Source organism: Streptomyces parvus (assembly GCF_014648875.1).
Lineage (GTDB): Bacteria > Actinomycetota > Actinomycetes > Streptomycetales > Streptomycetaceae > Streptomyces > Streptomyces parvus.
Window position 1 is genome coordinate 628,190 of sequence record NZ_BMRY01000001.1, and the last position, 21,518, is coordinate 649,707.

The 21,518-nt window shown below is 70.6% G+C and carries 19 protein-coding genes; 5 read left to right on the forward strand and 14 right to left on the reverse strand.

What is annotated here, in order from left to right; all coding sequences use genetic code 11:
- Positions 1-123: 123 nt before the first annotated feature.
- The 8 genes from IE140_RS02710 to IE140_RS02745 form a co-directional block, all read right to left on the reverse strand.
- Positions 124-1,011 carry a DUF5936 domain-containing protein gene (locus IE140_RS02710; protein WP_032763530.1) on the reverse strand — a complete coding sequence of 296 codons (888 nt, stop codon included), beginning with the start codon at positions 1,009-1,011 and terminating at the stop codon, positions 124-126.
- 30 nt (positions 1,012-1,041) lie between these two features.
- A complete protein-coding gene (locus IE140_RS02715) occupies positions 1,042-1,986 on the reverse strand; it encodes a type II secretion system F family protein (RefSeq protein WP_150197995.1) in 945 nt (314 codons plus the stop codon).
- A 10-nt stretch (positions 1,987-1,996) separates the two neighbouring features.
- Complete coding sequence (locus IE140_RS02720; protein ID WP_032763533.1) at positions 1,997-3,334, reverse strand: TadA family conjugal transfer-associated ATPase; 1,338 nt, start codon at positions 3,332-3,334, stop codon at positions 1,997-1,999.
- A gap of 75 nt (positions 3,335-3,409) precedes the next feature.
- The gene (locus IE140_RS02725) at positions 3,410-3,805 is read right to left on the reverse strand and encodes a TadE/TadG family type IV pilus assembly protein (RefSeq protein WP_093444960.1); all 396 of its coding nucleotides are present in this window, start codon (positions 3,803-3,805) and stop codon (positions 3,410-3,412) included.
- Positions 3,796-4,236 carry a TadE family protein gene (locus IE140_RS02730; RefSeq protein WP_093812942.1) on the reverse strand — a complete coding sequence of 147 codons (441 nt, stop codon included), beginning with the start codon at positions 4,234-4,236 and terminating at the stop codon, positions 3,796-3,798. The genes IE140_RS02725 and IE140_RS02730 overlap by 10 nt, the downstream gene beginning before the upstream one ends.
- 3 nt (positions 4,237-4,239) lie before the next feature.
- A complete protein-coding gene (locus tag IE140_RS02735; RefSeq protein WP_109179923.1) occupies positions 4,240-5,553 on the reverse strand; it encodes a CpaE/TadZ family protein in 1,314 nt (437 codons plus the stop codon).
- A gap of 7 nt (positions 5,554-5,560) precedes the next feature.
- A complete protein-coding gene (gene cpaB, locus IE140_RS02740; protein WP_010071967.1) occupies positions 5,561-6,268 on the reverse strand; it encodes a Flp pilus assembly protein CpaB in 708 nt (235 codons plus the stop codon).
- A 267-nt stretch (positions 6,269-6,535) separates the two neighbouring features.
- The gene (locus tag IE140_RS02745) at positions 6,536-7,402 is read right to left on the reverse strand and encodes a hypothetical protein (protein WP_176741887.1); all 867 of its coding nucleotides are present in this window, start codon (positions 7,400-7,402) and stop codon (positions 6,536-6,538) included.
- 575 nt (positions 7,403-7,977) lie between these two features.
- Between IE140_RS02745 and IE140_RS02750 the strand changes: the two genes are divergently transcribed.
- On the forward strand, positions 7,978-9,708 hold the full coding sequence (locus IE140_RS02750) for a chitinase (RefSeq protein ID WP_308438331.1): 1,731 nt from the start codon (positions 7,978-7,980) through the stop codon (positions 9,706-9,708).
- 95 nt (positions 9,709-9,803) lie between these two features.
- Here the strand turns inward: IE140_RS02750 and IE140_RS02755 are convergent, their stop codons facing one another.
- The gene (locus IE140_RS02755; protein ID WP_150198300.1) at positions 9,804-11,114 is read right to left on the reverse strand and encodes an Nramp family divalent metal transporter; all 1,311 of its coding nucleotides are present in this window, start codon (positions 11,112-11,114) and stop codon (positions 9,804-9,806) included.
- Positions 11,115-11,290: 176 nt separating this feature from the next.
- Here IE140_RS02755 and IE140_RS02760 point away from each other — a divergent pair, with 176 nt between their 5' ends.
- Positions 11,291-12,376 (forward strand): class I SAM-dependent methyltransferase, encoded by a 1,086-nt coding sequence (locus IE140_RS02760; RefSeq protein WP_189460032.1) that lies wholly within the window; start codon positions 11,291-11,293, stop codon positions 12,374-12,376.
- A gap of 60 nt (positions 12,377-12,436) precedes the next feature.
- Here IE140_RS02760 and IE140_RS02765 read toward each other — a convergent pair whose 3' ends face one another.
- The 4 genes from IE140_RS02765 to IE140_RS02780 form a co-directional block, all read right to left on the reverse strand.
- Positions 12,437-13,912: a GntP family permease gene (locus tag IE140_RS02765; RefSeq protein ID WP_032763547.1), complete on the reverse strand. Its 1,476-nt coding sequence runs from the start codon at positions 13,910-13,912 to the stop codon at positions 12,437-12,439.
- A gap of 172 nt (positions 13,913-14,084) precedes the next feature.
- Positions 14,085-14,495, reverse strand: a complete 411-nt coding sequence (locus IE140_RS02770) for a RidA family protein (RefSeq protein WP_003966665.1) — start codon at positions 14,493-14,495, stop codon at positions 14,085-14,087.
- A 6-nt stretch (positions 14,496-14,501) separates the two neighbouring features.
- Entirely contained in the window at positions 14,502-15,260 is a 759-nt protein-coding gene (locus tag IE140_RS02775) for an IclR family transcriptional regulator (protein WP_032763550.1), read from the reverse strand.
- Entirely contained in the window at positions 15,257-16,396 is a 1,140-nt protein-coding gene (locus IE140_RS02780; protein WP_150198595.1) for a sugar kinase, read from the reverse strand. Before IE140_RS02780 ends, IE140_RS02775 begins: the two co-directional genes overlap by 4 nt.
- Positions 16,397-16,529: 133 nt before the next feature.
- Between IE140_RS02780 and IE140_RS02785 the strand changes: the two genes are divergently transcribed.
- The 3 genes from IE140_RS02785 (at position 16,530) to IE140_RS02795 (ending at position 20,550) form a co-directional block, all read left to right on the forward strand.
- On the forward strand, positions 16,530-17,855 hold the full coding sequence (locus IE140_RS02785; RefSeq protein ID WP_150198593.1) for an alanine racemase: 1,326 nt from the start codon (positions 16,530-16,532) through the stop codon (positions 17,853-17,855).
- Between the two features lie 50 nt (positions 17,856-17,905).
- A complete protein-coding gene (locus IE140_RS02790; RefSeq protein ID WP_189460034.1) occupies positions 17,906-19,525 on the forward strand; it encodes an N-acyl-D-amino-acid deacylase family protein in 1,620 nt (539 codons plus the stop codon).
- 203 nt (positions 19,526-19,728) lie between these two features.
- Positions 19,729-20,550: a TetR/AcrR family transcriptional regulator gene (locus IE140_RS02795; protein ID WP_189460036.1), complete on the forward strand. Its 822-nt coding sequence runs from the start codon at positions 19,729-19,731 to the stop codon at positions 20,548-20,550.
- A gap of 43 nt (positions 20,551-20,593) precedes the next feature.
- Here IE140_RS02795 and IE140_RS02800 read toward each other — a convergent pair whose 3' ends face one another.
- On the reverse strand, positions 20,594-21,454 hold the full coding sequence (locus tag IE140_RS02800) for a S1 family peptidase (RefSeq protein WP_093444970.1): 861 nt from the start codon (positions 21,452-21,454) through the stop codon (positions 20,594-20,596).
- Between the last annotated feature and the right edge of the window lie 64 nt (positions 21,455-21,518).

Genomic DNA, 21,518 nt, shown 5'->3' on the forward strand with positions numbered 1-21,518 from the left:
TGTCCCGTCCGTCCGGTGTCCCGTACGACGACTCCTGCGTCTCCGTCTCCGTCTCCGTTCCCGTTCCCGTCTCCGTTCCCGTCCCCGTCTCCGTTCCCGTCCCCATCCCGCCCGTCGTTCATGTCACCCGCCCGTGAGTGCCCCGAAGTCGACGTCGGCTCCGTACACGAATCCGACCGTGAGCAGCAGGAGCGTGCCGGGCAGGAGGAACGTGGTCACCGCGAACGTCGCCTTCGGCACCGCCTTGGCCGCCTTGCGGCGGGCGTTCTGGGCGTCGGTGCGGCGCATGTCGTTGGCGATCTGGATCAGCGTCTCGACGATCGGCGCGCCCAGTTCCTCCCCCTGCTGGAGCGTCGTGACGAACATGGCGACCTGTTCGGAGTCGTTGCGTCGGCGCAGTTCCTCGAAGGCCTGGCGGCGGCTGACGCCCATGTCCATCTGGCGCAGTGTGATGCGCAGTTCGTCGGACCACGGGCCCTCGTACTTCTCCGCGACCCGGTCCAGCGCCTGCCGGAAGCCGAGTCCGGCGGAGACCACGACGGCCAGGACGTCGAGGAAGTCCGGCAGGGTGCGTTCGATGTGGTCGCGGCGTACCCGGATCGCCGACCAGATGCCCGCCTCCACCCAGAACAGGCCGAAGGCGACCATCAGGAGGGCCAGGAAGAGCTGGCCGCGCAGGAGCATGGAGAACGCGCCCAGGATCCCCAGCGCGCCGTAGACCGCGCGACGGGCGGCGTAACGGTCGATGGTGAGGCCGCCGGGGTTGCCCGCCAGGTCGATCTGGCGGCGCTTCTTGTTGACGGCCTTGGGGCCCATCATCCGCAGGACCGCGGGGGCCCAGCGGATACCGAGGCGGTCGATGCCGGAGCCGACCGCGCTCGTGCGGGTGGCACCGGATTCGAGGGCGACGGCCAGGTCGCCGGGGAGTTTGGCGTCGGCCCGGTACATCCGGATGCCGTGGATCGCCCCGTACACGGCGAGTCCGACGACGAGAGCCAGCAGCAGGTCCATGGCGGTTCTTCCTCTCAGCTCGTCAGCTCGTCAGACGTCGATACGAGACAGGCGGCGGATCACGACGAACCCGATCGCGTACAGGACGATCGCCACGACCACCGCCGCCTGGCCGATGAAGGCACCCGTCATCCGGTCCAGCGCACCGGGCATGACCGCGTTCATCAGCAGCATCGCGCCGATGCCGAAGATGGGGACCGCGTAGGCGGTGACGGTGACCTGGGAGAGCTGCGTCTTGACCTCGCGGCGGGTCTCCTTGCGCTCCTCCAGCGTCTCGGTGAGGTTGCGCAGCGAGCTGACGACCGTACCGCCGGCCCGGTTGGAGAGGACCAAAGTGGTGACCAGGACGACCAGTTCGCGGGAGGGGAGGCGGTCGGTCAGCTCGCTCAGCGCGTCCTCCAGGGGTTCGCCGACGGCCAGGCGGCGTGCCACCCGGGCCAGTTCCTCCCCCGCCGGGTTCTCCAGCTCCTCCGCCGCCATGGACAGCGAGGTGCGCAGGGCCAGGCCCGCCTGGGTGGCGTTGGCGAGGATGCGGGAGAGCTCGGGGAGCTGGTTGATGAAGCGCTCGGTGCGCTTGATCCGCTGCCAGTTGAGGAACGCGTTGGTGCCCCAGAGTCCGATCAGCGCGGCCACCGGGCCGAAGAACGCGGCGAGCATGGAGGAGGCGATCATCCAGAGCCCCGCCATCGCGACGACCGCGTAGACGAGGAACTCACCGGGCGTGATGTCCAGGCCGGTCGCGGCGAGCTTCAGCTCCAGCTTCCGGCCGAGCACGGTGCCGCGCAGCCTGCGGTCGAGCCCCTTGAAGCGGCGGACGCGCCCCGCCTCGGGGATCTGCCCGACGTGCGAGAGCCGCTCGACGAGGGCGTCGCGGTCGGCCTTGCCGCCGGAGTAGGCGTACAGGCCCATCACGCCGAGCACGCAGCACAGCAGCGTGACGCCGATGGTGACCAGGGGGAGGTTGACGTTGTCCATGGCGCGGTACCTAGTTGGCCTCTCGGGTGGCGAGCTGTTCGGCGGACTGGGCGACGCCGAACGCCTGCGGGATGGGCTGACTGGCCAGGTAGAGGCGCTCGGCGAGCCTCCGGGGCAGCGGGAGGTACTGGAAGTCGCCGTGGATGCGGCCGTCCGCCGACATCGGCTGCGCGTCGAAGCGGGCGACCGTGACGATGCGGTACGGGTCGCGGCCGTGGCTGTCCAGGACGGCGATCTCGGTGATCTTCCTGGCGCCGTCGGCGTGCCGGGTGAGCTGGACGATCACGTCGACGGCGCTGTTGATCTGGTCGTGCAGCGCCTCGAAGGGGATCTCGACCTCCGACATCGAGGCGAGGGTCTGGAGCCTCATCAGCGCGTCCTCGGCGCTGTTGGCGTGGACGGTGGCCAGCGATCCGTCGTGACCGGTGGACATCGCCTGGAGCATGTCGAGGGACTCGCCGCCTCGGACCTCACCGACGACGATCCGGTCGGGGCGCATACGCAGCGAGTTGCGGACCAGGTCGCGGATGGTGATCTGGCCCTTGCCCTCGACGTTGGCCGGGCGGGACTCCAGCCGGATCACATGGCTCTGCTGGAGCTGGAGTTCGGCGGAGTCCTCGATGGTGACGATGCGCTCGGTGTTCGGGATGAGTCCGGAGAGCGCGTTGAGGAGGGTCGTCTTGCCGGTGCCGGTGGCCCCCGAGACGATGATGTTGAGCTTGGCCTGGACGAGCCCGGCGAGCAGCACCAGCATCTGCTCGTCCAGCGAGCCGAAGCCGATCATCTCCTGGAGCGTGAAGGAGCGCGGGAAGCGGCGGATGGTGAGCGTGGCGCCGGTCAGCGACAGCGGCGGGATGATCACGTTGACACGTTCGCCGCTGGGAAGGCGGGCGTCGACCATCGGGTTGGACTCGTCGACGCGCCGGTTGACGGTCGACACGATCCGCTCGATGGTCTGCATCAGCTGCTCGTGGGAGCCGAAGCGCATCGGGAGCTGTTCGACCCTGCCGTTGCGTTCGACGAAGATCTGGTCGGGGCCGTTGACCATGATCTCGGTGATGGACGCGTCCTCCAGGAGCGGTTCCAGGATGCCGAGGCCGAGCGCCTCGTCGACGACGCGGCGGATGAGCTGCGAGCGCTCGACCGTGGAGAGGACCGGGCCCTCGCGGCTGATGATGTGGCCGAGGACGCGTTCCAGCCGGGCCCGCCGGTCGGCGGCGGCCAGCGAGGACATCTCCGCGAGGTCGATCTCCTCCAGCAGCTTGGCCCGGTAGGTGGCCACCATGTGGCCGTCCTCCCGTGCCCCGCCCTGCTCCTCCGGAGCGGTCATGCGTGCCCGCAGGCTCATGTGCGTAACTCTCCTCGTCGGATGGTCGGGTCGTCCGGTCTTCGGGTCGCGTTCGGGTTCTCGGGCGGGCCGGGCTCAGAAGCCGGAGCCGACGTGCTCGTTGGGCATCGTCGCGCTCCGCTTGGCCGTCCAGTCGTCCAGTCCCGGCACGATGGAGGGCACCTTCACCTCGACCGTGACCGTGATGTCCCGGCCGCCGGTCCTGCGGTACTCGAATCCGCCGTCCTCCACCCAGTCGCTCACCGCGTCGCGGGCGTTGCTCTCGCCGCTGCCCCGGGCGTCCACGCTGGCTTCCGTACGGGCTCCGGCGCGGGCGGCCGTGCCCGCCTGGCTCGCGGCGTACGCGGCGACGCCGAGCTGGATGGCCGCCACCGCCACGAGGAGCAGCAGGGGGAGGAAGCCGAGGTACTCCATGGCCACCTGGCCCCGGTCGCGACCGTTCTCCCGGTGCGGCTGTGTCGTCACCACCATGACTGCTCCTCCCTCGGCGATCCGGCCGTGCCCTTGATCTCGGTGTCGAGGTCGAACAGGCCCGGCACCAGCACCGGGACCTTCAGCTTCACCGTGGCCTCGTACAGCCGGTTGTTGGTCCCGCCGCATTCGACGACGGCGCTCTCCGACCACGCGTCGGGCAGGTCTCTCAGCGCCCCCTCCCGGCACGCCGTCCCGGGCGCGAACTCCGCCCCGCTGCCCTTGCGCGCCCCCACGTCCGCCGCGTTGCCCGCGAGGCTGAACGTGTAGCCGATCAGGGCGCACTCCCAGAGCACCAGCATGATCAGGATGATGAAGGGGGTCATGCCCAGGAACTCGACGGCCGTCTGGCCGCGGTCCCGGCCCCCGCGGTCACGTAGGGCGGTGATCCGCCCCCGTATGCCGCTGCGAGCTGTTCTCGTGGTGGTCATCGCTCAACGTGTCCCCTCGGAGTCGCCGGGGCCGCGGCCGGAACCGTCGCGCCGGCGGCGCGGGCGTCCGATCGAGCCCCGGTCGTTCTTGAGGGCGCCGCTGTTCCGTCTGGCCAGGGCGCCGCCGCTCTTCTTGCCTGTCGCGCTCTCCTTCACCATGCCCAGCTCTCCCGCCAGGCCCCAGAGCGCCTGCTTGACCGTGCTCTTGGCGTCCAGTTCGTGCAGGCGTCCGGAGTCGATGGACGCCTGGAGTTCCTTGAAGTTCGCGGGGACCGCCGCGGAGGCGACCCGGGTGCCGGTGATCTTCTGGATCAGCGGTGGCTGGATCTCGGTGTTGCGGGTGAAGCGGTTGACGAGGGTGATCGTCTCCTCCGCCTTGCGGATCTGGAGCCGTTCCCACATCCGTACGACGCGTTTCGCGCCGCGCACCGCGACCACGTCAGGGGTCGTGACCAGCAGGGCCACGTCCGCCATCTCGACGGCGGCCGCGTTGGCCCCGTTCATCTGGCTGCCGCAGTCGATGACGACGATCTCGTAGCGGGTGCGGAGCGCGCTGACGATCTGGCGGGCCGAGCGGTCGCTGACCTCCTCGCCGCGTTCGCCCTCGCCGGGGGCGAGGAGCAGGGCGAGGCCGGTGGAGTGGGAGAACACCGCGTCGGACAGGACCCGGGGCGATATGTCCGTGATCATGGCGAGGTCGACCAGCGAGCGGCGGAACTGTACGTCGAGGAACGAGGCGATGTCCCCGGTCTGGAGGTCCATGTCCACCAGTGCCACCGTGTTGCCGGACGCCTGAGCGGCCAGGGCGAGTTGGATGGCGGTGACGGTCGCGCCGACGCCGCCCTTGGCGCCGGTGACGGTGACGACGGTGCCGCCGGGGCCGGTGAAGACCTCGTTGCCGGAGGTGAGGTGGCGGCGTACGCCGGCGGACCACTGGGCGGCCGCCTGGACGCGGTTGGCGAGTTCCTCGTAGCTCAGCGGGAGGGTGACCAGGCCGCGGGCGCCGGAGTCCATCGCGTTGGCGAAGAGGTTCGGGCTGGCGTCCGCGGTGATCAGGACGACGCCGACGGACGGGAACCGCAGCGACACCTCCCGGATCAGCTCCAGGGCCGGCACCGGGCCGATCCGCTCGTGGACCAGCACCACCTCGGGCAGCTCGTCGAGCGCCTCGCCCGCGAGGCGGGCCAGGGTGTCGATGAGCTGGGTGGAGTCGCCGACGGGGGTCGCCGGTTCGGCGTCGGGCAGCTGGCTGAGCAGGGTGGTGACGGAGCGGGCCGCGTCGAGGTCGCCGACGGCCGGGAGGATTCTGGTGGTCATCCCATCCTCACTTGTCCTTGTCGAGCGTGTAGGTGCGGTCCCCCGGACGGATGGTGCCGTCGCTGCCGGGCGCGACGAGCGCGAGGCGCACGTGCTCCGCGAACGACTCGGCGTAGGCGACGCGTTGGGTGTCGAGCGTGTTCAGGGCGAAGGTGATCGGCACGGCCTCGGTGGCCCGGGTTCCGCGGTCGTCCGCGCTCGGGTCGAGGGCGGTGAGCTCGCCGACGTCCAGCACCTTGGCGTTGGAGACGATGACCTTGGACTGGGCCGGGTCGCCCTGCTGCTCACCGGCGAAGGTGGCGTAGATGTTGACCGTGGCGCCCGGTGTGATCTTGCCCGCGACGCCGGTGGAGGCGTCGATCATGATGGCGATCTCCTGTTCGCCGGCCCGGAGTTCGGGCTTGCGGACCATCATGTCCGACTGGAGCAGGGAGCCCTGGCGCAGTTCGGTCACCGCGATCTTCGACTCGACCTCCCGCAGGTCGGTCACGGCGTTCTCCGAGAGCCACCGTTTGGGCATCTTGATCTTCTCGAACTGGCCGCTGTTCAGGGCGGTGTACGGAGCCACGTTGGTCTTCAGCTGGTACGCCGTCACCTCGGGTCCGACCTTCGAGTTGACGTCACTGATCACCGAGAGCACGCCGGCGAAGGCCGCGAAGGCACACAGGACCGACAGGAGCAGGAGTATCACGCCGCGGCGCTGGCGGGAGTTCATGGTCCGGACAACCTCGTTCGAATCGGATGCGTGGAACGGACAGCTGACAGAGAGTGAGCGGTGCTGCGGAACGGGGACGTTTCGGTGGAGCGGGGACGTGCAGTGGATCGGGGACGTTCGGTGGAAACCGGTAGGTGCGGGTGGAGCGGTTCGTGCTGCTGATCGGTTACGCGCTTACATCTGCGCCTGCGTCCACCGCGGCCGGGAGGAGGCGGCCGGCGGGGACGGTGAACGGGGAGCGGGGACGGTGGGCGGGGAGCGGTCGCGTCAGGGGCCCGGTGATTCGTCGGCCCCAAGGTGTTGGACACCGGCGGGCAGCGCGCGGTTCTCCGAAACCGGAAGAGGTGCGGAACAGAATGCGCAGCGGTCGCCGATGAGTTCCATGGCGCACCAGTGACACTTTTCCCGGCGTACGGAGGAAACCAGCTGGTAGAGGACGGAGAGGTCCGGGAGATGGGCGGCGAACTCCACCAGCTTTCCCGTGCCCCACCAGCGCGGCGAGTCGGCCGGGACCGAGGTGTCGTGAATGGCCTGGACCTTCCAGGCGGGCGCAAGGGTCTCCTGTACCCACTCCGACTGCAGATTCCCTTTGGCCACCAGAAGATGCGTGCCGAAATCCGGTCCGGTCAGCGGTTCGGCCGCCGGGCCCACTTTCACCAGCTGCGGCTCGGGGCCGGCGAGCACGGCGAACTGGGAGCCGGGCACCCAGGACTTGGCGTGGCTCTTCAGGCTGACCGGGACCCGGTCGAGCCGGGCGACGGAGTTGAGGAGGGCGCCCGCGTAGATGTAGTGCGACAGCAGCCGGGCGGCGGAGGCGACCACCCCGGGGCTGAAGTCGCAGATGGACAACTGCCGCAGCTGGCGCACCAGTACGGCGACGCCGAGGGGCGGGAGGTCCACCTTGACCAGGGCGATCCGGTCGCTCTCCAGCACCGAGCGGATGGAGTGGAGGCGGCGTTCGTGCTCGGGCCGGATGCCCGAGGGGTACAGGGCGATCACATAACCGTGCTGTTCCAGCAGCAGGTGCATGTCGCCGATCGCCAGCTCCAGCACCTGGGCCTCGGGGGCCTGGAGCAGAGCGGCGGTCGGTGTCTGCTGGTCGGTGGGCGGCAGCACCAGGTCTGCGCTCGTCACTGCTATCGCGGTCGGCACGCTCTCCCCGTTTCGGCTCCGGTCGACGTGGGGACGCCGACCGCAATCGCTCCTGCTCCGTGCTCCTGCCCCAGCACTTTAGCCACGTCTCACCAGGCAGAGAACAGTTATCGGAGACCAGTACGGCACCATGCGAACACCGTTCCAACGGCGGCCGGGTGCTAAACGGGATGAAATCGATTCCGTCCAACTCGGCGTTCACTGCGGAGCGTTACCGAACCCCGCGTCCGCTTTTCGATCAGGTATCCATTCACGCACGTCACCCCGGCTTTCGGGGCGACCTGCTCCCTTTTCGTAAGGGCGTTTCCGTGACGGCACGAAGATCTCCCGCAAGATCACTCGTGCGGGGGGCCGAGTGCGGTCGCGGCGGCGCTCCCGGGCCGGGAATCCGCCGTCCGGCACCCCCGCACGGGGGTGGCCGCTGCCCCTCGCGGCCACCCACCCGGACGGCCTTTCACTGCCAGAGGTCTTGACAACTTGATTGGTCTGGACCAGTTTATGCGCACTGCACCGCACCGCCCATCCCCGGCACCCCCCAACTCCTCCCGGAGGCACCAGTGGAACGCTCCGCAGGCCGCAGTCGCAGAAGACGCCGCCGCTCCCGGTCCGTACTCGGCGGCACCCTGGCCGTCGCCACGGCCGCCGCCCTGACCGTCACCGGGCTCGTCAGCACCGCCCAGGCGGCCGACGTCAACAACGCCAAGAACGCGGGCTTCGAGTCGGGCCTCGCCAACTGGACCTGTTCCGGGGGCAGCGGCGCCGCCGTCTCCTCCCCCGTGCGCAGCGGTACGTCGGCGCTGAAGGCCACCCCGGCCGGCCAGGACAACGCCAAGTGTTCGCAGTCGGTCAAGGTCAAGCCCAACTCGACGTACACACTCAGCTCCTGGGTGCAGGGCGGTTACGCCTACCTCGGCGCGAGCGGCACCGGGACCACCGACGTCTCCACCTGGACGCCGGGCTCCTCCTCCTGGACCAAGCTGTCGACCAGCTTCACGACCGGCGCGAACACCACGTCGGTGACCGTCTACACCCACGGCTGGTACGGGCAGGCCGCCTACTTCGCCGACGACATCGAGGTGACGGGCCCCGACGGCGGAGGCGGCGAGGAGCCCGGACCGGTCGTCCCGGCGGCTCCGGCCGGTCTCACGGCGGGTGCCACGACCACGTCGTCGGTCGCCCTGTCCTGGAACGCGGTCTCCGGCGCCACGGGTTACAAGGTGTACCGGAACGGCGCGCAGGCGACCACCTCCACCGGGACCTCGGCGACCGTCACGGGCCTGACCGCGGACACCGCCTACGAGTTCTCGGTGAGCGCCACCAACGCGGCCGGCGAGTCGGTCAAGTCGGCGGCCATCAGCGCCCGTACGGCGAAGGAGGGCACGGGCCCCGGCCCCGGCCCCGCGGTGCCCAAGCACGCGGTCACCGGCTACTGGCAGAACTTCAACAACGGTGCGGCCGTCCAGAAGCTCACCGACGTCCCGGCCGACTACGACATCATCGCGGTGTCCTTCGCGGACGCCACGCCGACGCCGGGCCAGGTCACCTTCAACCTGGACACGGCCGGACTGAACGGCTACACCGACGCCCAGTTCCGGGCCGACATCAAGACCAAGCAGGCCCAGGGCAAGAACGTCATCATCTCGATCGGCGGCGAGCTGGGCACGGTCCGGGTCGACAACGACGCCTCCGCCACCGCGTTCGCCAACTCGGTGTACGCGCTGATGCAGGACTACGGCTTCAACGGGGTCGACATCGACCTGGAGAACGGTCTCAACGCCACCTACATGACGAAGGCGCTGCGCCAGCTGTCGGCGAAGGCGGGCAGCGGACTGGTCATCACGATGGCTCCGCAGACGATCGACATGCAGTCGACGTCGGGTGAGTACTTCAAGACGGCGCTCAACATCAAGGACATTCTGACCGTCGTCAACATGCAGTACTACAACAGCGGTTCGATGCTCGGCTGTGACGGCAAGGTCTACTCGCAGGGTTCGGTGGACTTCCTCACCGCGCTCGCCTGCATCCAGCTGGAGGGCGGCCTCGACCCGTCCCAGGTCGGCATCGGCGTCCCCGCCTCCACCCGGGGTGCGGGCAGCGGCTACGTCGCCCCGTCGATCGTGAACGCGGCGCTGGACTGCCTGACCAAGGGCACCAGCTGCGGCTCGTTCAAGCCGTCGAAGACCTACCCGTCGCTGCGCGGCGCGATGACCTGGTCGACGAACTGGGACGCGACGGCCGGGTTCGCCTGGTCGAAGGCGGTCGGCCCGCACGTCCGCAGCCTGCCGTAACCCGTATCCCGTATCCCGTAACACCGACGCATCCCGGAACCTGCAGCGCCGCCGCTCCCCCGGCGGCGCTGCGGCGTTTTGTCGGCACCCGCCCGTCACCAGGGCAGGTCGCGCACCTGCTGGACGCACAGCACGATGAACAGCAGCCCGGAGAGGGCCAGCATCCCGTTGCTGACCCATCCGTTACGCCACTCTCCCGGCGTACGGGAGGAGTTGAGCAGCCAGATCAGGGTCAGGGCCAGGAACGGCATGAAGAACGCGCCGAGCACCCCGTACGCGATGACGAGGCCGAAGGGCTGGTCCAGCCAGAGCAGCGTCATCGGCGGGAAGGTCAGCCAGAGGAGGTAGGCGCGGAAGGGCAGCGAGCGCTGCTGCCGCTCGGTGACGGCCGGGCCGGCGTGCTCCTCCACCTGCTGCGTCCCGGCCGCCGGGGCCCGGAGCCGCTCCACGAAGTCGGCGAACATCAGGCTCACCCCGTGCCAGACGCCGATCAGCGACGAGAACGACGTGGCGAAGAAGCCGATGAGGAAGAGCTTGGCGGTGCCCGCGCCGAAGCGGTCCTCCAGCACCTTGCCCAGGTCGATCAGTCCGCGGTCGCCGGAGGTGAGGGCGGTCTGCGAGGCGTGCAGCAGCTCGGCGCCGACGATGAGCATCGCCACGACGAACAGCCCGGTGGTGATGTAGGCGACCCGGTTGTCGAGCCGCATCACCTTCATCCAGGAGGAGTTGCTCCAGCCCTTGGCGTTGACCCAGTACCCGTAGGCGGCCATGGTGATCGTGCCGCCGACGCCGCCGATCAGCCCGAGGGTGTAGAGGAGCGAGCCGTCCGGGAGCACGGGCAGCAGCCCGGCGAACGAGGCCCCGACGTCCGGGACGGCCCGGATCGCCACGTACATGACCACCACGAACATGATGCCGATCAGGACCGTCATGACCTTCTCGAAGACGGCGTACCGGTTGAACCAGACGAAGACCAGTCCGATCAGTCCGGTCGCGATCGCCCAGAACTTCAGCCCCGGCCCGTCGGGGAACAGCGCCACGATGGGCAGGGCGCTGGACGACATGGCCGTCGCCCCGTAGATGAAGCCCCAGACCACGACGTAGATCGCGAAGTAGACGGTGGTCCACGGCCCCAGGCTGCGCCAGCCGTCGAAGAGCGTGCGGCCGGTCGCCAGATGCCAGCGGCCGGCGGCCTCGGCGAGCGAGATCTTGACGACGCAGCCGATCACCGCCGCCCACATCAGGGTGTAGCCGAACTTGCTGCCCGCGATCAGCGTCGCGACCAGATCCCCGGCACCGACCCCGGTCGCCGCGACGACGATGCCGGGGCCGATGTACTTCCAGCTGGACTTACGTGGTCGGGAGGCCGGCTCCCCTGTCTCTGTGGTTGCGCTCGTCTCGGACATGCCGATCAAGGAAGCGCAATCGGCGGGGCGGCACAAGGGGTGTGCACGGCAGTAAAATCTTGAGGGGACCCATCGGCCGGCAGCGAGCGGCGGATACGGGGGCGAAGCGGGCGTCCGCGGGGTGGAGCGGGTGCGGTTCCGGTGGGGCGCTGCGGGCATGCCGAAGGAGGTGCGCCATGGCGCACACGATCGAACGGACAGCGGATCCGGTCCGGCAGGAGGAGTTCGCCGGGCGGATGCTCCAGGTGCTCAACGATTCCTGCCTGGGGTATCTGTGCAGCATCGGACACCGGACACGGCTCTTCGACGTGATGGCGCAGCTGCCGCCGTCGACCAGCGAGGAGATCGCCGGGGCCGCCGGGCTGAACGAACGCTATGTGCGCGAGTGGCTGGGCGGGGTGACCGTGGGCGGGATCGTCGCGTACGACCCGGCGGACGGGACGTACCGGCTGCCGCCCGAGCACGCCGCCTCCCTGTGCCGCGACGCCGGGCCGGACAACGTGGCCTCCTTCCTCCAGGACCTCGCGCTGTTCGGGCTGGTCGAGGACGAGGTGGTCGCGGCGTTCCGGGACGGGGGCGGGGTGCCCTACTCCTCGTACCCGAAGTTCCAGGAGCTCCAGGCCGAGGAGACGGCCCGGGTGTACGACGCGGCGCTGGTGGACGCGATCATCCCGCTGGTGCCGGGGCTGCCGGAGCGGCTGGACTCGGGTGACTGTCTGGACGTGCTCGACGTCGGTACGGGGCAGGGGCACGCGGTGAATCTGCTGGCGCGGGCGTTCCCGGCCAGCCGGTTCACCGGGGTGGACATGTCGGAGGGCGGTATCGCGGCGGCCCGGGAGGCGGCGGAGCGGCTGGGCCTGCGGAACGCGCACTTCGAGCTGGCGGACGCGGCCGCGGTGACCGGCCCGTACGACCTGATCACCGCCTTCGACGTGATCCACGACCTGGCCCGCCCGGCGGAGGCCCTGGCGGCCGTCGCGGGTGCGCTGCGGGACGACGGGGTGTTCCTGATGGGCGACATCGCGGCCTCCAGCAAGCTGGAGGAGAACCTCGATCTCCCGCTGGGCCCCACGCTCTACACCTTCTCGGTCTTCTACTGCATGACGGTCTCGCTCGGCGAGGGCGGGGCGGGCCTGGGGACCGTATGGGGCAGGCAGACCGCGTTGCGCATGCTGAAGGAGGCGGGCTTCGGGGAGGTGGAGGTGCGCGAGGTGGAGGGCGACATCCTGAACGTGTACTACGTGGCCCGCAAGGGGAGTTGAGGGAGGGGCCGCAGAGGGGGCGGGCGCGGTGCTGTCCGCGCCGAGCCCGCCCCCGTACCCCTAGATCACCAGGCTGAGCAGCGCCGCGACCACGAAGCCCGCGACCGAGAGCACCGTCTCCAGGACCGTCCAGGACTTCAGGGTGTCGCGCTCGCTGATGCCGAAGTACTTCGACACCATCCAGAAGCCGCCGTCGTTGACGTGCGAGGCGAAGATCGAGCCCGCCGAGATCGCCATGATGATCAGCGCGAGGTGGGCCTGGGAGAGGTCCTGGCCCTCGACCAGCGGGACCACGATGCCCGCGGTCGTGACGATCGCCACCGTCGCCGAGCCCTGGGCGACGCGCAGGACGACCGAGATCAGCCAGGCGAGCAGGATGACGGGGAGCCCGACGTCGTTGAAGGTGTCGGCCAGCGCGTCCGCGATACCGCTGCCCTTGAGGACCGCGCCGAAGATGCCGCCCGCGCCGACCACCAGCAGGATGTTGCCGACGGGCTTGAGCGAGGACGTGGAGACGGACTCCAGGGACTTGCGGGACCAGCCGCGCCGGATGCCCAGGAGGTAGTACGCGAGGAACAGGGCGATCGTCAGGGCGACGAACGGGTTGCCGAAGAACTCGATCACCGAACGCGGCGTCGAGGGGTCCAGCGCGATCGAGGAGAACGTCGCAGCCAGGATCAGGATCAGCGGGGTGCCGATGATCGCGAGGACCGTGGCGAGCGGCACCGGCTTCTCGTGCGGGGTGACGCCCGCGGCGCGCTGTTCGGCGGCGACGGCGGCCTTGGCCTCCTCGGCGGCCTCCACCATGTCCTGCGGTACGTCGACGAAGACCCGCTTGCCGATCCAGGCGGAGTAGCCCCAGGCGGCGATGACGGACGGGATGCCGACGACGACGCCCATCAGGATGACCCAGCCCAGCGACACGTTGAAGAGTCCCGCGGCGGCCACCGGACCGGGGTGCGGGGGCAGGAACGCGTGGGTCATCGACAGGCCCGCCAGCAGCGGCATGGCGTAGAGCAGGATCGATTTTCCGGAGCGCTTGGCCGCGGCGTACACGATCGGCGCGAGGACGAAGATGCCGACGTCGAAGAAGACCGGGATACCGAAGACGAGACCCGTCATACCCATGGCGAGCGGGGCGCGCTTCTCGCCGAAGGCGTTCAGCAGGCGGGCGCTCAACACCTCGGCCCCGCCCGACACTTCGAGGATCGCGCCGAGCATGGTGCCGAGCCCGATGATGATCGCGACATGGCCGAGGATGCCGCCCATGCCGGATTCGATGACCGAGACGGCGGCGGATTTCTGCACGGTGCCGAAGAGTTCGGTGACCGAGAGCCCGGCGCCGAGGCCGACGGCTATGGAGACCGCGAGCAGGGCGACGAACGGCTGGAGCCTGACCTTGATGATCAGGAAGAGCAGGAGGGCGATACCGAGCGCGGCGACGGTCAGCAGACCGGCCGTGCCGTCGATCAGGAGGAGCAGTCCACCGGTGTGCGGTGGTGTCTCGGCCGGCGCGGGGGTTGCGGCGAGCAGCATGGGGACTCCGATGGTGCTGGAGGGCAGGGGGGAGCGCGGCACGGCGCCCCCGGGGAGCGGGGCGCCGTGCCGTACGGCGTACTGCGGGAGGGGTTCTGCGTGTGGAGCAAAGGATCAGAGGATCAGGGGTCAGGGATCAGAGGGGATGCGAGCCGTTCAGGGGCCGTGACCGTCAGCCGAGCACCGCGAGCGCGTCGATCTCGATGAGCAGTCCCTTGGGCAGGCCCACGTAGACCGTCGTGCGGGCGGAGGGGGCCTCCTTCAGGTTCTGCTCGGCGAAGTAGGCGTTGTAGATCTCGTTCATCTCCGCGAAGTGGTCCACGTCGGTGAGGTAGACGCGCATCATCATCACGTCGTCCCAGCTCGCGCCGCCCTCCTCCAGGATCGCCTTGACGTTGGCGAAGGTCTGGAGGGTCTGCTCGCGCAGGGTGGGGCCGGCCGGGGTGGGGGCCTGGCCCTCCACGGCGGGGAGGAAGCCGACCTGGCCGGCGACCTGGAGGATGTTCCCCTTCTTCACGCCGTGCGAGAACTTCGCGGGCGGCGTGGTGTGGGTGGAGGGGGTGAGGGCGGTCTTCTCGGTCATGGCTGATCAGGCTTTCTTGGGTCGGTTGGTGCCGGAGTACTCCCGGCTGATGGTCTCGGCGGTGCGCCGGACCAGCGGGAGCAGGGTGAGGAGTTCCTCGGCCGTGACGACCACATTGGGTGCGGACACCGACATGGCCGCGACGACCCGCCCGTCCGCGCCGCGGATGGGGGCGCCGATGCAGTTGATGGACTCCTCGTGGCCACCGAGGTCGGTGGCCCAGCCCTGTTCGCGCACGACGGCCAGCTCCTTGAGGAAGCCGGCCGCGTCGGGCGTCGAACGGGACGTGTACATGGGGTAGTCGAGCTTCTCGGCGATCGCGCGCCGCTCGGGCTCGGTGAGGTCGGCCAGCAGGAGCTTGGCGACGGCCGCGACGGTGATCGCGACGGGCTTCCCGATCCGGGAGTACATCCGGACCGGGTAGCGGCTCTCGACCTTGTCGATGTAGAGGACTTCCTGCTCCTCGTACACGGCGAGGTGGACGGTGTGCCCGCACCGGTCGTTGAGCGCGACCAGGTGGGGGTGGGCGATCTCGCGCACGTCGAGGTTCTCGACGGCCTCCTGCGCCAGCGCGAAGAGCCGGGCGCCGAGTCGGTAGCGCTGGTCCTCCTGGCGGTAGACGAGGCCGTGCTCGTGGAGCGTACGCAGCAGGCGCAGCGCCGTGGACTTGTGGACGCCGAGCCGCTCGGCGACCTGCCCGAGGTCGGCGGGTCCCTGGGCGAGCAGCGGCAGGATGCTCAGTGCCCGGTCGACGGTCTGGCTCATGGTATGCGTACCTCCTCGGAGGCCCGGTCGGCTGCGGTCCAGCCGGGGCCGAGACGAAGTCTCCCCCAGGCGTCGTCGTCGAGGGCGACGAGGCGGTCGGCGTGGTCGCGGGCGGGCGGTTCGGTGAGGTCGCCGGGGACGGTGAGGACGGCGGCGGCCATGAGGTGCCCGTGCCGGGCGCGGTCACGGACGGGCAGCCCGCGCAGGGTGGCGGAGAGGAACCCGGCGGCGAAGGCGTCCCCGGCGCCGACGGCGGCGACGATGTCGACGTGGAGGGCGGGGACGTGGGTGACGGTGTCGGCGAGTTCAGCCCCTCCCGCACTCGACGAGCGGGCTCCGGCGCTTTCAGCCCCTCCGGCGATTGAGGAGCGGGGTCCGGGGCGGAGCCCCGAGGCGAACACCGTGGCGCCCGCGCTCCCCCGCTTCACCACGAGCACGGCCGGCTCCGGAACCGCCGCCCGGATCGCCTCCGCGCCCACGATCCCCCACGCCTCCTCCGCCTCGTCCTCCCCCACGAACACCAGGTCGGACCGGCGCGCCAGCTCCAGGAGCACGGACGCGTCCGCGTCGCCGCCCCGCCACAGATGCGGCCGGTGGTTCACGTCGAACGACACCAGCGGGCGCCCCGGCCGCGCGGCCGTCAGCTCCCGCAGCAGCGCCAGGCAGTCGCCGGACAGCGCCGCCGTGATCCCGGACAGATGCAGGACGCGCCCCGCGAACAGCTCCTCGTACGGCACGTTCGCCGGCGACATCGCGGACGCCGCCGACCCCGCCCGGTAGTACGCGACCTCGTGCGTGTCGGTCGCCCGGTCCGTGGCCGTGCGGAAGTAGATGCCGGTCGGCCGGACCGGATCGCGGCGGACCGCCGACGTGTCGACCCCGTACGACGCGATCGTCTCGACGAGGTGGTCGCCGAACCCGTCCGCGCCGACCCGGCCGACCCAGGCCGCCCGGTGCCCGGCGGCGGCGAGAGCGCAGGCCACATTGGACTCGGCCCCGCCGATCCCGCGCCCGAAGGAGGGCACGTCGGCGAGGCGGCCGGGCTGCGAGGGAAGGAACGTCACCATGGACTCACCGAGACAGACGACATCGGTGGTCGTGGCGGCGACGGCCGTCCCTGCTGCGGGTCCGGACACTGAGGGCTCCTCGCTGATCGGCGTGCGGGCCGGTGGTCACCATTGACCGGGCATCGGCTCGGATGTTAGACAGCGTTGAGCGATATACGCAATGGGTGTTGCATATGTTGCAACGAACTTCGAGGAGCTCCCCTTGGCAGCCGAAAGCCCCACCGACCGCACCGCGTCCCCCGGGGAATCCCCCGCGGCGTCCCTCACGGCCTCCCTCGCCGACGAGCGCGTCGACCACCGGTTCAAAGCTCTGCCGCCGGACGCGGAGGGCCTGACCGTCGGGGCGCTGGCCGCCGAGCGCCGCAACCTCTTCACCGGCGGGTTCACCACCCCCGTCCTCGCGCTCTCCGCCGAGTCGGTGGCCCACAACCTCGACCTCCTGGAGACGTACGCCGAGCGCCACGGCCTCGCGTTCGCCCCGCACGGCAAGACGTCCATGTCCCCCCAGCTCTTCGTGGACCAGCTGGAGCGCGGCGCGTGGGGCATCACGGCCGCCGTGCCGCACCAGGCGCGGGTCTACCGGGCGTACGGGATCGGCCGGATCTTCCTCGCCAACGAGCTGGTCGACCCGGTCGCCCTGCGCTGGCTGGCCGGCGAGATGACGGCCGACCCGGCGTTCCGCTTCGTCTGCTACGTCGACTCCGTGCGCGGCGTCGAGCTGATGGACGAGGCCCTGAGCGCCGCCGGCGCCACCCGCCCGGTCGACGTGGTCGTCGAGCTGGGCGCGGGCGAGGGTGCGCGCACCGGGGCCCGTACGGAGGCCGACTGCGCGGCCGTGGCCGACGCGGTGGCGGCGGCCGGGTCGCTGCGCCTGGTGGGCGTCGCCGGATACGAGGGCGAGGTGCCGGACGCCGACCCCGAACGGGTACGGGCGTGGCTGCGGCGGCTCGTCGCGCTCGCGGCCGTCTTCGACGGCGAGAAGCGGTTCGCCGGGGCCGAGGAGATCGTGATCAGCGCGGGCGGCAGCGCCTGGTTCGACGCGGTCGCGGACGTCTTCGGCGGGATCCCCGAACTGAGCCTGCCGGTGCTGAAGTTGCTGCGCTCCGGTGCGTACGTCTCGCACGACGACGGCCACTACAAGCACCTCACCCCCTTCAACCGCGTCCCCGAGGAGGGGGCCCTGGAGCCCGCCTTTCGGCTCTGGGCGCAGGTCGTCTCCCGTCCGACCGGCGAGCAGGCGTTCCTGAACGCGGGCAAGCGGGACGCGGCGTACGACCTCGATCTGCCCGAGGCGCAGGTGGTCCGCTCCGGCCGGGACGGCTCGGTGCGGCCCGCCACCGGGGTCACGGTCACCGGCCTCTCCGACCAGCACACCTGGGTGCGCACGGAGGGCGGGGCCGAGCTGGAGGTGGGTGACTGGGTCGGCATGGGCCTCTCGCACCCCTGCACCAGCTTCGACAAGTGGCAGCTGATCCCGCTGGTCGAGGCGGACGGCACGGTCACGGACTACATCCGCACCTTCTTCTGAGCAGCCGCCCCTCTCCTGACCTCCCGCCCTCCCGCCCCGAAAGGCCACCCATGGATCTGGTCCTGCGTGACGCGCTCGTCGTCGACGGCACCGGCGAGCCCTCCTACCGCGCCGATGTGGCCCTCGACGGCGGCCGCATAGCCGAGATCCACCCCGAGGGCTCCCCCGGCCCCCGCCCCACCGCCGCCCGGACCGTGGACGCGGACGGCCTCGCGCTCGCCCCCGGCTTCATCGACATGCACGCCCACAGCGATCTGGCGCTGCTGCGCGACCCGGACCACAGCGCGAAGGCGGCGCAGGGCGTCACGCTCGAAGTGCTGGGCCAGGACGGCCTGTCGTACGCGCCCGTCGACGACCGTACGCTCGCCGAGGTGCGTCGTTCCATCACCGGCTGGAACGGCGACGGAAGCGACATCGACTTCGACTGGCGCACGGTCGGCGGCTATCTGGACCGCCTGGACCGCAACTTCGGCGGCCAGGGCATCGCGGTCAACGCCGCCTATCTGATCCCGCAGGGCACGGTCCGGATGTACGCGGTCGGGTGGGACGACCGGCCCGCCACCGACGCCGAACTGACCCGGATGCGGGAGCTGGTGGACCAGGGCATGCGCGAGGGCGCGGTGGGCATGTCGTCCGGGCTGACGTACACCCCCGGGATGTACGCGGACGACGCCGAACTCACCGATCTCTGCCGGGTGGTGGCCCGCCACGGCGGCTACTACTGCCCGCACCACCGCAGTTACGGAGCGGGCGCGCTGGAGGCGTACGAGGAGATGGTGCAGCTGACCCACACCGCCGGCTGCGCCCTCCATCTCGCCCACGCCACCATGAACTTCGGCGTGAACAAGGGCAAGGCGCCCGACCTGCTGGCCCTCCTGGACGGCGCGCTGGCCGCCGGGTCCGACATCTCGCTCGACACGTACCCGTACACCCCCGGCTGCACCACCCTCGTGGCGATGCTGCCGAGCTGGGCGAGCGAGGGAGGCCCGGAGTCGGTCCTGAACCGGCTCGCGGACCCGGCGAGCGCGGAGAGGATCCGGCACCATCTGGAGGTGCTGGGCTCGGACGGCTGCCACGGGGTACCGATCGAGTGGGACACCATCGAGATCAGTGGCGTGAGCGCGCCGCACCTGGCGGAGTACGTGGGCCGTACGGTCGAGGAGTCGGCGGCGGCGCGGGGCGAGGAGCCCTGGGTGACCGCGCGGCGGCTGCTCACCGAGGACCGGCTCGGGACGACGATCCTCCAGCATGTGGGCCACGAGGAGAACGTCCAGCAGATCATGCGCCACGCCGTGCACACCGGTGGCAGCGACGGCATCCTCCAGGGCGACAAGCCGCACCCCCGGGCGTACGGCACGTTCCCGCAGTATCTGGGCCGGTACGCAAGGGAGTTGGGGATTCTCTCGCTGGAGGAGTGCGTCGCCCATCTGACCTCGCGTCCGGCCGCCCGGCTGCGGCTCGCGGACCGGGGCCTGGTGCGCGAGGGCTACCGAGCGGACCTGGTGCTGTTCGATCCGGAGACGGTGGCGGCGGGCTCCACGTTCGAGGAGCCGCGCACGCTGCCGGTGGGCATCCCGCACGTCCTGATCGACGGCCGGTTCGTCATCGAGGACGGCAAGCGGACGTCGGTCCTGACGGGCAAGGCCGTCAGGGGGGCCGGGGCCGCCTGACGGCCCACGGGAAGCCCGCCCGCCGCGCGAGGCCCCGCCTACGAAGCGTCCGCCGCCCCAGGGTCCCTGCAAAGCGTCCGCCGCGCGCTCGGCCGCCCGGGCGCCTGGCCCATCGCGATCCGACCCCTCTCCCGTGGAGCTTGATACCTTACGGCGTAATGAATCCCCCGCCGGACGTTACGTTACGCCGTAAGGAGTCGCACGTGGTGGTCTTCGCCGGGCAGGGCGATCCGCGTCGTTCCCTCTCCCTCCTGTGGCGTGCGGACGCCCCGCCGCCGGCCCGCGGCGGCCCGGGACCCAAGCCCCGGCTGAGCGTGGACGCGATCGTGGCGGCGGCCGTGGCGCTCGCGGACGAGGAGGGAATGACGGCCCTGTCGATGCGCGCGGTCGGCGACCGGCTCGGGCGCACGGCGATGGCGCTCTACACCTATGTCCCCGGCAAGAGCGAGCTGCTGGACCTGATGTACGACGCGGTGCACGCCGAACTGCCCACCGCGTACCCGGAGTCGGAATCAGGCGACTGGCGGGCGGCGCTGACGGCCTGGGCCGGGGAGGTCCTGGAGTTCTACGTCCGCCATCCCTGGGTTCTCCAGGTCTCGCAGGCGCGTCCGGTACTGGGGCCGCACGAGTACGCGGGCCTGGACACGCTGGTGACCCTGTTGCGGGCGACGGGGCTGCCGACCGGGGTGGTGCGGCGGCTGGTGGGGACCCTGTTCCCGTATCTACGGGGTTCGGCGCAGGCAGTGGCCGACGCGAGGCTCGCCGCCGCGGCGACCGGGAGCTCCGACGAGGAGTGGTGGGCGGCGCGCTCGGCGGCCCTGCTGGAGCTGGTCCCCGACTTCGCGGAGCGCTTCCCGGCGGTGAGCGGCCTGGAGGCGGAGGGGCCGGCGGAGCCGTGTCCGGGTGAGGGGGCCGAGGGGGCCGAGGGGGTGCCGTATCCGGAGCGTGAGGCACGCGAGACGTTCCGGGTGGGGCTCGGGGTGCTGCTGGACGGGATCGAGGCGGCACGCGTCGGCCGGACCTGACCGGGGCCGGGTCCGGCCGACGCACCCATGAGACTTCAGGCGACTACGGCTTGGGGAGCCCGCAGCCCTCACGGTCGAGGTCGATCTTGCTGCCGGCCCCGATGCACGGGACCATGTTGTACGTCTGCTGGGCGTAGTTGATGCCCTCGCGGACGGTGACGTTGCCGTTCTCGTCGACCTCGCACGGGTTGTTGTCCGTGCACTCCTGGCCGCTCTCGTTGCCGGTGTTGTTGACGGCGACCACCTTGCCGGTGGCGTCGTCGATCACCGGCGAACCGGACGTACCGCCGATGGTCCGGCACTCCGGGGTGTAGCGGACCGAGTCCTTCCAGGTCCACCGGCCTTCCTTCAGCTGGTGGACGAAGCCGTCGATGTCGCAGCTGTAGGTGCGCTTCCAGTAGCCGGAGGCGACCGTGATAGCGGTGCCCGCCGTCGGGTGGGCGGTCTCCAGCTCCAGCGCCTGGATGCCGTAGCTGTCCTCGATCTGCTGGTAGGTGGAGGTGGTTTCGTAGAGCGAGAGATCGGTGTCGGTCATGGTGCCGTACGCGATCTTGCTCGCCTTCAGCGTGCCGACACCGCTGCCCGAGGCGTTGAGCAGGGTGAACGTCCGGGAGGACGGCTGGTCGACGATGACCTCGCCGGGACCCGGGAAGCCGGATTCCAGGCAGTGCCCGTTGGAGAGCACGAGGGCGGGGTCGGTGGGGGCGGCGTCGGGGGTGCGGACCACGGATCCCGAACAGTTGCTGAGCGCGACGGTCCCGGCGAAGGTCACGGCCTTCGCCTCGGGGCCGGCCTTGGGCGCGGCTTCCTGTGCCTGCTGTGCGGGTTCGGCTGCGACGGCGGGCGCGACGCCCGCTCCCATGAGCAGGGCAGCGAGAAACGCACCGACGAGAGGCTTGTTCATGTGGGGGGGGTACCTCCAGTGATGCCAAGGGCCGGAGATCTTCCGGCTTTTGACATGCGCATGT